Here is a 9,147-nt window from a genome sequence, read left to right on the forward strand (position 1 = left end):
CGAGGCGCCGCCGGGCGGCTGAGCGGACCGCGCCCGCGCCGCGGCCCGCTCAGGGCGGCGGCCGGTCGCGGCCGAGCACCGCGGTGAGGAGGGGGCCGGTCAGCGCGGTGGTCAGCAGGCTCATGATGATCATGGCGGTGTAGACGCCGGTGTCGATGATGCCCGACCGGAGGCCGACGGCGAGGAAGATGATCTCGGTGAGCCCCCGGGTGTTCATGAGCACGGCGAACACGCGCGCCTCCCGCCGGGGCCGCCCGCCCAGCCGGGCGCCGAGGTAGCCGCCGCCGAGCTTGCCCGCCAGGGCGACCGCCACGAGGGCGGTGGTCTCCGCCGGCAGGGCAGCGTCCCAGCGGGTCACGTCCATGTGGCGGGCCGAGCACACGAAGTAGACCGGCAGCAGCAGGACGACCAGCGGCTCCAGCGTTTCGAGGGCCCGGTTCGGCTCCGCGGGGCGGTCCGGGGGCGGGGGGAAGAGGACGATCCCGGCGACGAAGGCGCCCAGCACCGCGTGCCATCCGGCCCAGTCACCGGCCGCGGACGAGGCGAACACCACGGCGGCGACCCCGGGGGCCGCGGAGGCCGAGCGCAGGACGGCCTGATGGCGCCGGCACCAGGGACGCAGCAGGGCGAACGCCGGCACCAGGGCGAGCGCGGCGGCCGCCATGGGCCACAGGCGGAGGCGGCCGGCGTCGGCGAGGACGCTCGCCGCCGCCAGGGCGGCCCACGCCGCGGCGTCGATGACGATCGCGGTGCCGAGCGCCTGCCGGGCCACCGGGGACCGGGTCAGGGCCCGGTCGTCCAGGATGCGGGCCAGGACCGGGAACGCGGTGACCGCCATGGCCGCGGCCATGAAGACGGTGAAGGCCGCGGTCCCGGCGGGGGCGTGGCGTCCGGACAGGCACAGCGCCGCGAGCGCTCCCAGGCCGGCGGGTACCAGGGCGGCGCCGAGCACCGGCCAGCCCGAGCGCGCGGACGGGACGAGGACGCCCGCGCCGGCGCCCGTCTCGGCGCCCAGGCCGCACAGGTAGACCGCCAGGCCGAGCTGGGCGGCCGCCTCGGCCTCGGCCGTCCCCGGGGCCGGCGGCGCCCAGCCGGCGGACGCGAGGACGGTGGCGAGCAGGGCCCCGCAGACGATCTCTCCGACCACGGCCGGCTGCCGCAGGCGCCGGGCGAGGCGGCCGCCGGACTGCGCGACCACGATCAGGGCGGCGAGGACGGGGAGGAGGCCGGTGAGTCCCGCCATGAGCGCGGGGTTCCGTCCTGTGCGTGCGCGTCGGGGCGTCAGGCCGGTTCGGCCCAGCGCAGTCCGCCGGCCGAGGCGACCAGGCCGCCGGGGAGCATCGGCGCGCGGCGTTCGGCCCCTCCGATGCTGGCGCACACCTTCGGCCCCACCTTCTGGGCGGGCGGGGCCGCACCGGCCGGATCGCCGTCCTCGCCGGAGCCGTCCGTCGGCCGCGGCGCGAAGTCGGCCGCCGTCATCCCTCCCACCAGGTCGATGAAGGCCTCCTGGGCGCTCCCCGGATGCTCAGTGATCTTGCGGGCCTGCCAGAAGTAGGAGTCCTCGTCGACGTGCATCTGGTAGAAGGCCGTCAGGAAGTCGCGGAAGTGGCCGAACTCGCGGCGGTAGCGGCCTTCGAACTCGGTGAAGCAGCGTTCCTCGTCCACGTCGTCGGCGAGCGCGGTGTTGACGGATCGCGCGGCCAGCAGCGCACTGTAGGTGGCCAGGTGGACGCCCGAGGAGAACACGGGGTCGATGAAGCAGGCGGCGTCTCCGACGAGCGCCATTCCCGGGCACCACACCGCGGTGCGGTCGTAGGAGAAGTCCTTGCGCACGCGCACCCGGTCATAGGGTTCGCGGGTCGCCCGGCGGGCGTCCGCCAGGTACTCGCCGACGGTCGGGCACTCGCCGATGAACGCGTCGAGCGCGGCGTCCGGGTCGCCCTGCACCTTGGCCACCGCGTCCTGCCCGACCACCGCGCCGACGCTGGTCAGCGTCGGCGAGAGGGGGATGTACCAGAACCAGCCCGAGCCGAACGCGACGCAGACGATGTTGCCGGAGTCGGGCTCGGGAAGGCGGTGGCCGCCCTCGAAGTAGCCGAACACCGCCAGGTTCCGGAAGAAGGGCGAGTACTCCCGCCGCCCGCCGACGTGGTGGTGCAGCCGGCTGCCGTGCCCGGAGGCGTCGATCACGAAGCGGGCGCGCGCCCGCTCTTCGCGGCCGGAGGCGCGGTACCGCACGCCGGCCACCCGGTCTCCCTCGCGCAGGACGCCGGTCGCCGAGTGGCGTTCGCGCACGTCGACCCCGACCCGCCGCGCATGGTCGAGGAGGATCTGGTCGAACCGCATGCGCTCGACCTGGAAGGCGTACGGGGAGTCCGCCATGCGGGGCGAGGCTCCGAAGGTGAACGTCCACGGCTCGGGGTTGGCTCCCCATCGGAAGGTCCCCCCGTGCTTGGGGGTGAACCCGGCCCGCCGGACCTCCTCGCCCACACCGAGCATCGAGCAGATGTCGTGGACGGTGGAGGGCAGCAGCGATTCCCCGATCTGGTAGCGGGGGAACCGCTCCTTCTCCAGCAGCAGGACGCGGTGGCCGTCGAGCGCCGCCAGCGAGGCCGCGGTCGACCCACCGGGCCCTCCCCCCACCACGATGAGGTCGTAGCCGTCAGGGCTCACGGTCGGTGCTCCTTCCTCGGACGGCGCCGAGCCGTTCTTCGCTGCGCTGTTTCGCAGGCCATGCGGATTCTCTATGTGAGCATTCGGCAACTCACTGTAACAACAGATGCCAATGGCCGCGATCGCCGATATGGATGCCACACCTCGCACGGAAGGCGCGCCCGAGAGGCCGCGAAGCGTGTTGCCACTTGAGGGCCGACAATTGGTCTCGGCATGACGAAAGTCCAGGAGCATTCCACATACGCTACGTATTGTGACGAGCGCGCCACCGGGTGTGCCGCGCGGTGCGGGCGAGTCGCCCGCCGGCGGCGGCACGGCCTCGTCTTCGACGCCTGACGCGCTGCGGGTCCTGCTCACTCGCGGCGCGGTCCGGCAGTACGCGGACCGGCCGGTCGGGGACGACCTGGTCGCCCTGATGCTGGAGGCGATGCTCGCCGCCCCGTCGGCGTCCAACCGGCAGGCGTGGGCCTTCGTGGTGGTGCGGCGGGCGCGGACGCTGCGCCTGGTCCGCGCGTTCGCGCCGGGGATCATCGAACAGCCGCCGCTGCTCGTGGCGGCCTGCTTCGACCGATCCCGGGCCGTCCGCACCGGCGGCGGCCGGTGGGACGAGGGGCTGCTGTGCGTCGCGATGGCGGTCCAGAACCTCCTGCTGGCGGCGCACGCGCTGGGGCTGGGAGGGTGCCCGGTCAGCAGTTTCCGCGCCCCCGTGATCCAGTCGCTGCTCCGGCTTCCCGAGCACCTCGAACCCGTCCTGCTGGTGCCGCTCGGCCACCCCGCCGGGGACCGCCCGCGGGCGGTCCGCCGTCAGCGGAGCGAGGTGATCCGCCATGAGTCCTGGCTCTCCCCCGCCGGTCCGGGTCGGTGAGGAGCTCCTGCTGCTCGCGGCCTACCTCCTCAGCAGCGGGCGCGGCCTGGTCGAGGAACCCCCGCAGTACGGCCCGCTGCGATGCCTGGACGCCGCCCGCCGCCTGCTGGAGCTGGCGGCGCGCACCGGCGTCGACCACGCGGGGATCGCGTCCGTGCGCGCCCGGCTGGACGACGTCATGCGCGGCGCCATGGCCGAGCGGGACATGGGCGCCCTGCTCGACGGCGCCTGCCTGGAGCTGGCGCTCGTGCTCGCCGGGTCCGACCTCATCTCCGGCGGGGCGGACTGACATGGACGACGTTCCGGCCACGGTGGACGTGGAACCCTTGACTCCCAATGCCGAGCGGCTGCTCGAACGCGGCGAGCACGCGCTGCTCGGGGTCAGCCCCGGGAACAGCTATTTCACCGTGCCGCGCCTCACGGCGCTGCTGGGCTGGGCGCGCAGCAGTTTCGACGCCGTCGACGTGATGTACGTCGATCTGCACCTCGACAGCATGTACGTGTGCTCCGGGACCACGCCGCAGAAGGCCGGCGCGCGGGCGACGAGGGCCGTCAGGGACACCAGGCGCCGGATCCGCCGGGCCGTGGAGGCGACGGGAGGGACCGCGTCCGAGCTCCGCGTCGACCCGCTGTCGCGGTACGTCGAACGGCCCGGATACCGGGCGGTCCTCGGGCATGTCGACGAGGTGGTCCGCACGAACGACCGGTTACGGCGTTCCTGCGAGGAGCACGTCGAGTCCGTCATCGCCGAGCGCGCGGACGGCGACGCGCCGGAGGCGCGGGAGGCGATGCTCCGCGCGGGCCTCGCCTACCTGCGCACCGAGATGCCGTTCCTGGTCAACACGCCCGAGGTGCTCGACGTCCCCACGTCCTTGAACTGCTACCACTCGGTGATGCCGGTCCTGCGCGGCATTCAGGCGAACCCGGCCCTCTGCTACGAGACGCAAGGACACGTCATCGTCCGGCCGTCCGCGGGAACGGCATAGCGCAGGAAGCCGACGGCACCGCCGAGGAGCATGGACGCCGCGCGGTCCCACCGGGCCCGCGTCCCGCTACACCGCACCGTCCCGGGAGCGGGATGCCACGATCCGCTCCAGGTCGCCGGGCAGCGTGTCGAGTGAGGGCAGCTCGCTCATCAGCTTCTGGGCGTGGCGCGCGGTGTTCAGGATCGAGGTGTCGGCCAGAAGGCTCCGGCAGACGGCCCCCATCGCGGACGGTTCGAGAACGCGGAGGTGCTTTCCGAGGCCCAGTGACTCGACCCGGTCGGCGTTGCGGTGCTGATCCGCGAAGCGCGGCGCCACGGCCATCGGGACACCGGCGGCGACCGCCTCCCTGATGCTGTTGTAGCCGCCGTGCGTGACGAACAGCCTGGCCTCGGGCAGCAGCGCCTCCTGCGGGAAGCGCTCGACCACGCGCACGTTCGGCGGCGGGCGCCCGACGGCGAACGCGCCGGCCGCCACCAGTGCCGTGCAGTCCACGGTGCCCAGCGCGGCGACCACCGCCTTCACGAGCGGGCCCGCGTCGACCGCCTCGTCGATGACGTCCGGGAAGACGACACCGCTGCGCTTCAACCGCGCCGCCATGGGCAGCACCCCACCGAAGGCCGCCAGGACCAGGGGACGATCGGGCGTGCTCCCGATCCCCCACGCCTCGGCCTCGGTGCTCTCGGCGCTCACCGGCTGACGGTAGGACAGCGTCCTGTCTCCGGGCCGGGCCGCGAACGAGTACTCCGGCGGCATGCAGTCGATCCGTCCACGGCCGTAGATGCCGCCGGGATCGGTGGCGACGGGAAGCCCGATCTCGGCGCGGCGCTCGTTCAGGAGAGGGAGCACGGCGGCCGGGTCCAGCAGATTGGCCACCCCGGACGGCGCCACGACCAGGGGCAGGCCGAGTTCCTCCGCCAGCAGGCATCCGGCGAACTCGCCGCCGTCGCGCACGAGCAGATCGGGCCGGAACCTGGTCGCCGTCGGCAGCAGGTTCGCGAAGTCCTCGCCGGCCATGGGTCCCGCGGTCACTTCGAGGTACCAGATCCGGCCCGGCCGGTGGTCCAGGCGCCGGCAGTGGGCACCGAAGTCGCCCATCACCCCGGCGACGTCGCACGCCGTGTCGCGGAAGGCCGCGGCCAGCTCGGGCGGAGCCGCCACCAGGACCTGATGCCCGGCTCCGGTCAGCGCCGAGGCGATCGACGACATGGCCTTCGCGTGGGAGGTCGACCCGGTCACCGTGCACATCACACGCATCGCGGGCCTCCACGGGACATTACTCTCCGTTGCACCCTAACAGCGTAGAGTACCGAATGTGGATCAGGACGAGTCCGTGCCGCATCAGTACGCGGCCATCGCCGCGCGGAGCGAGCAGGTCGATCGCGTGGTCGGCCCCTACCAGGAGCAGGTGGAGTTCCCCTCCCTGCTGCGGGCGCTCGGGCCGGTCGCCGACGCCTCGGTCCTCGATCTCGGGTGCGGGTGGGGGTCGTTCAGCCGGCTGCTGCGCCGTCATGGGGCGAGCCGGGTTCTCGGAGTGGACTCGTGCGCCGAGATGATCGAACTCGCTCTGCGCCGCGAGCGGGACGAGCCCACCGGGGTGCGGTACCGAGTCCACGACATCGCCACCATGCCCGTCCTCGGCGCCTTCGACATCGTCATCGCCGCGAACGTGCTGCACTACGCCCGCCACCGCGACGCCCTGGCGCGCATGGGCGAGCGGGCCTTCGCCAACCTCGCCCCGGGCGGCCGCCTGTTCGCCCTGGTCGGCAATCCGGACGCGCTTCCCGAGACACGGCAGCTCAACGGGTTCGTGCTGCACCGTCCCGTCCGTCCGCCCGACGGTTTCCCCTTCACGATCTCGGTCCCGACCGCCCCGCCGTCCCGGCTGGCCGTGCACTACTGGAGCCGCCGAGCCTACGAGGACGTCCTGAACGGCTGCGGGTTCGCCGATCTCACCTGGGAGCCGATGGTGGGCCTGCCCGGAGACGGCCCGGACCAGCCGGTCAACCTGCTGATGAGCGCGCGGCGCCCCTAAGGCGCGGCTCCGGGGAAGCACTGGCCGGGCGTGCTGACGCGGCCCCGTCAGCCTGCCCGGCCAGTGGCTTTCCGGTCCGGCGCACCCTCACCCAGGGCGATACCGGACGGTGTTTCCTCGACACTTATTCAAGCAGTCGTGAACTCACTTCACAAGTGAATTCCAGGAACATCATCTTCATCGCGAGAGGCGGCCACCGCCGCCGCGGGGACCTCGGATCGTTGACGGGCGGGGAACGCGAGGCTACGTTGTCGGCACCCGGCGGACGCCGCGGGAACCCGGCACCGGAGCCGGCCCCGCACGCGGACGCGGGCAGGGCGCGGTCAGCAGCTACATGACTCGATCATCGAGGCTGGTATGACCGAACAGACCATCGCGGACGCCGGCGCGGCGCCCGCGGGAACGCCGCCCCCCGATCTCGCCCCGGTCCTGCGGCCCGCGCTGCCGGCGCTCGCCGAGGAGATCGCGGCGGAGATCCGCGCCGCCGTGCCGGAGTTCGCGCGGCCGCCGCGGGGACGGTTCGGCGCGGGCCTCAGGCTGGGCGTCGAGCAGGGGCTCCGCCACTTCGTCGAGCGGATCGCCGATCCGGCGGCGCCCCGGGACCAGGCCGCCGGGATCTACCGGTCGCTCGGCCGCGGCGAGTACCTCGAAGGCCGCAGCCTGGACCCGCTCCAGCTCGCCTACCGCGTCGGCGGGCGGGTCGCCTGGCGCCGCTTCGCCCGCGTCGGCCACGAGCGGGGCGTCGCGCCCGAGCGGCTGTACGTCCTGGCCGAGGCGATCCTCGCCTACGTCGAGGAGATCTCCGCGCACTCGGTCGACGCGTACGCCGAGCTCGCCGCGCGCACCGCGGGCCTGCTCCAGCGGCGGCGCGACCGGCTGCTGCGGCTGCTGCTCGCCGAGCCCGCGGTCACCGCGCCGGACGGCCTGCACGAGCTGGCCGGCGCCGCCCAGTGGCCGCTGCCGCGGACCGTGACGTGCGTCGCCCTGCGGGAGCGGTGGAGCGCCCGGCACGTGGTCGGCCCCGCGCTCGGCCCGGACGTGCTCATGGACCTGGAGCGGCCCGACCCGTGCCTCCTCGTCCCCGACCCGGACGGTCCGGGGCGCATGGACGCGCTGCGCCGGGGCCTGCGCGACGTCGAGTTCGCGGTCGGCCCGGTCGTCCCGCTGCCGGGCGCCCCGCTCTCGCTCCGCCTCGCCCGCCACGCGCTGTCGCTGATGCGCCGGGGCGTGTTCGCGGGCGAGCGGCAGGTCGACTGCGAGGACCACCTGCCCACGCTGCTGCTCCTCGGCAACGAGAACGTGGCGCGCATCCTCGTCCGGCGCCGCCTCGCCGGGTTCGCCGACCTGCGGACCGAGCAGCACGAGCGGCTCGCCGAGACGCTGCTCACCTGGCTCGCCACCGGCGCCTCCGTGCCGGCGGTCGCCGCGCGGCTGTGCGTGCACCCGCAGACGATCCGCTACCGGCTGCGCCAGCTCCGGGACCTGTTCGGCGACCTCCTGAACGATCCGGACTGGCGGTTCGAGATGGAGCTCGCCCTCCGCATCGTCCGGCTGCTCGACACGCGCGAGCGGGACCGCGCGCCGGGCGCGGCCGGGGCCGGGCCGGCGCCGGAACGTGGCGCAGATCACATGCAACTCATATACTAAATATTATTTCCTCTCCGAGGAGGCCGCGATGCGCCATGTCCTGGGCACGGTCCTGACCGGAGTGGGGGCGTTCGTCCTGGTGATCGGGTTCCTCATCCGCTTCTACGCCGCCCCGAGGCTGATCATGGCGCCGACGGACGCCTACCAGGTGACGCGGCTGCGCGCGGAGGGCGCGAGCTACTTCGACGCCAAGTCGCTGCGGCTGCGGAAGGGCGCCACGATCACCGCCACCAACACCGTCCGCGGCGACGTGCTCGCCTCCCACGACGGCGTCGCCGTCTGGGACTCGGTCACGACCGTCCAGGACGTCGCCCGCGGCTACCTGATCGACATCCGCACCCAGCGGGTGGCGTTCGACCGGCGGTCGGGACGCCTGACCTCCTGCTGCGGGGCCGCGGTCCAGGGCGACGTCACCGCCCGGCAGGACGGCATCGGGCTGTTCTGGCCCGTGGACGTGACCAGGCGCACCTACCAACTCTACGACGTCCAGACCCGGCGGGCCTGGCCGGTCGTGTTCCAGGGCGAGGAGCGCGTCGAGGGCGTGCGCGCCTACCGCTTCGTCCAGCGGATCCCGGCCACGAAGGTCACGGAGGCCGTCCCCGACATGCCCGGGGAGATGCTCGGGCTCGGCAAGAAGCGCGGCGGCGTCCCGGTGGACCGGTACTACGAGGCCGAGGCCACCTACTGGGTCGATCCCCGGACGGGCGCGCCGATCGACCAGCGGCAGAGGGCCCTGTCCACGCTGCGGGCGAAGACCGGGCCGGGACGGCTCGTGGTGGCCGACCTCGACCTGCGGATGTCGCCCGAGACGCGGCGGGAGCTGATCGCCCGGTCGGACGACGGCGCCGAGAAGATCCGGCTGGTGGAGACGGCCGTGCCGCTGGCGTGCGGGATCGCGGGCCTGGTCGCCCTGGCCGCCGGGCTCGCGGCGAGCCCGCGCGGCG

At 73.9% G+C, this 9,147-nt stretch carries 9 protein-coding genes; 6 read left to right on the top strand and 3 right to left on the bottom strand.

What is annotated here, in order from left to right; all coding sequences use genetic code 11:
• Positions 1-49: 49 nt before the first annotated feature.
• Both E1300_RS44135 and E1300_RS44140 read right to left on the bottom strand, forming a co-directional pair.
• Positions 50-1,243 carry a cation:proton antiporter gene (locus E1300_RS44135; RefSeq protein WP_131763247.1) on the bottom strand — a complete coding sequence of 398 codons (1,194 nt, stop codon included), beginning with the start codon at positions 1,241-1,243 and terminating at the stop codon, positions 50-52.
• A 38-nt stretch (positions 1,244-1,281) separates the two neighbouring features.
• On the bottom strand, positions 1,282-2,673 hold the full coding sequence (locus E1300_RS44140) for a tryptophan 7-halogenase (RefSeq protein WP_242619783.1): 1,392 nt from the start codon (positions 2,671-2,673) through the stop codon (positions 1,282-1,284).
• A 340-nt stretch (positions 2,674-3,013) separates the two neighbouring features.
• Here E1300_RS44140 and E1300_RS44145 point away from each other — a divergent pair, with 340 nt between their 5' ends.
• From E1300_RS44145 to E1300_RS44155, 3 genes are read left to right on the top strand one after another with little or no spacing between them, the layout of a single operon-like run.
• Positions 3,014-3,538, top strand: coding sequence for a nitroreductase family protein (locus tag E1300_RS44145; RefSeq protein ID WP_242619785.1), 525 nt, complete (start codon positions 3,014-3,016; stop codon positions 3,536-3,538).
• Positions 3,501-3,827 (top strand): DUF6092 family protein, encoded by a 327-nt coding sequence (locus E1300_RS44150; protein WP_131763249.1) that lies wholly within the window; start codon positions 3,501-3,503, stop codon positions 3,825-3,827. The genes E1300_RS44145 and E1300_RS44150 overlap by 38 nt, the downstream gene beginning before the upstream one ends.
• A gap of 1 nt (position 3,828) precedes the next feature.
• Positions 3,829-4,524 carry a tRNA-dependent cyclodipeptide synthase gene (locus E1300_RS44155; protein WP_131763250.1) on the top strand — a complete coding sequence of 232 codons (696 nt, stop codon included), beginning with the start codon at positions 3,829-3,831 and terminating at the stop codon, positions 4,522-4,524.
• Between the two features lie 66 nt (positions 4,525-4,590).
• Here E1300_RS44155 and E1300_RS44160 read toward each other — a convergent pair whose 3' ends face one another.
• Entirely contained in the window at positions 4,591-5,760 is a 1,170-nt protein-coding gene (locus E1300_RS44160; protein ID WP_165503268.1) for a glycosyltransferase, read from the bottom strand.
• Positions 5,761-5,836: 76 nt separating this feature from the next.
• Here E1300_RS44160 and E1300_RS44165 point away from each other — a divergent pair, with 76 nt between their 5' ends.
• From E1300_RS44165 to pgfA, 3 genes are all read left to right on the top strand, one after another.
• Positions 5,837-6,556 (top strand): class I SAM-dependent methyltransferase, encoded by a 720-nt coding sequence (locus E1300_RS44165; RefSeq protein ID WP_242619784.1) that lies wholly within the window; start codon positions 5,837-5,839, stop codon positions 6,554-6,556.
• A 357-nt stretch (positions 6,557-6,913) separates the two neighbouring features.
• Complete coding sequence (locus tag E1300_RS44170; RefSeq protein ID WP_131763252.1) at positions 6,914-8,203, top strand: PucR family transcriptional regulator; 1,290 nt, start codon at positions 6,914-6,916, stop codon at positions 8,201-8,203.
• Positions 8,204-8,231: 28 nt separating this feature from the next.
• Positions 8,232-9,147: cell envelope lipid trafficking protein PgfA (gene pgfA, locus E1300_RS44175; RefSeq protein WP_131763253.1), on the top strand; the 916-nt coding region annotated here is incomplete at its 3' end.

Source organism: Actinomadura fibrosa (assembly GCF_900659615.1).
GTDB classification, from domain to species: Bacteria; Actinomycetota; Actinomycetes; order Streptosporangiales; family Streptosporangiaceae; genus Spirillospora; species Spirillospora fibrosa.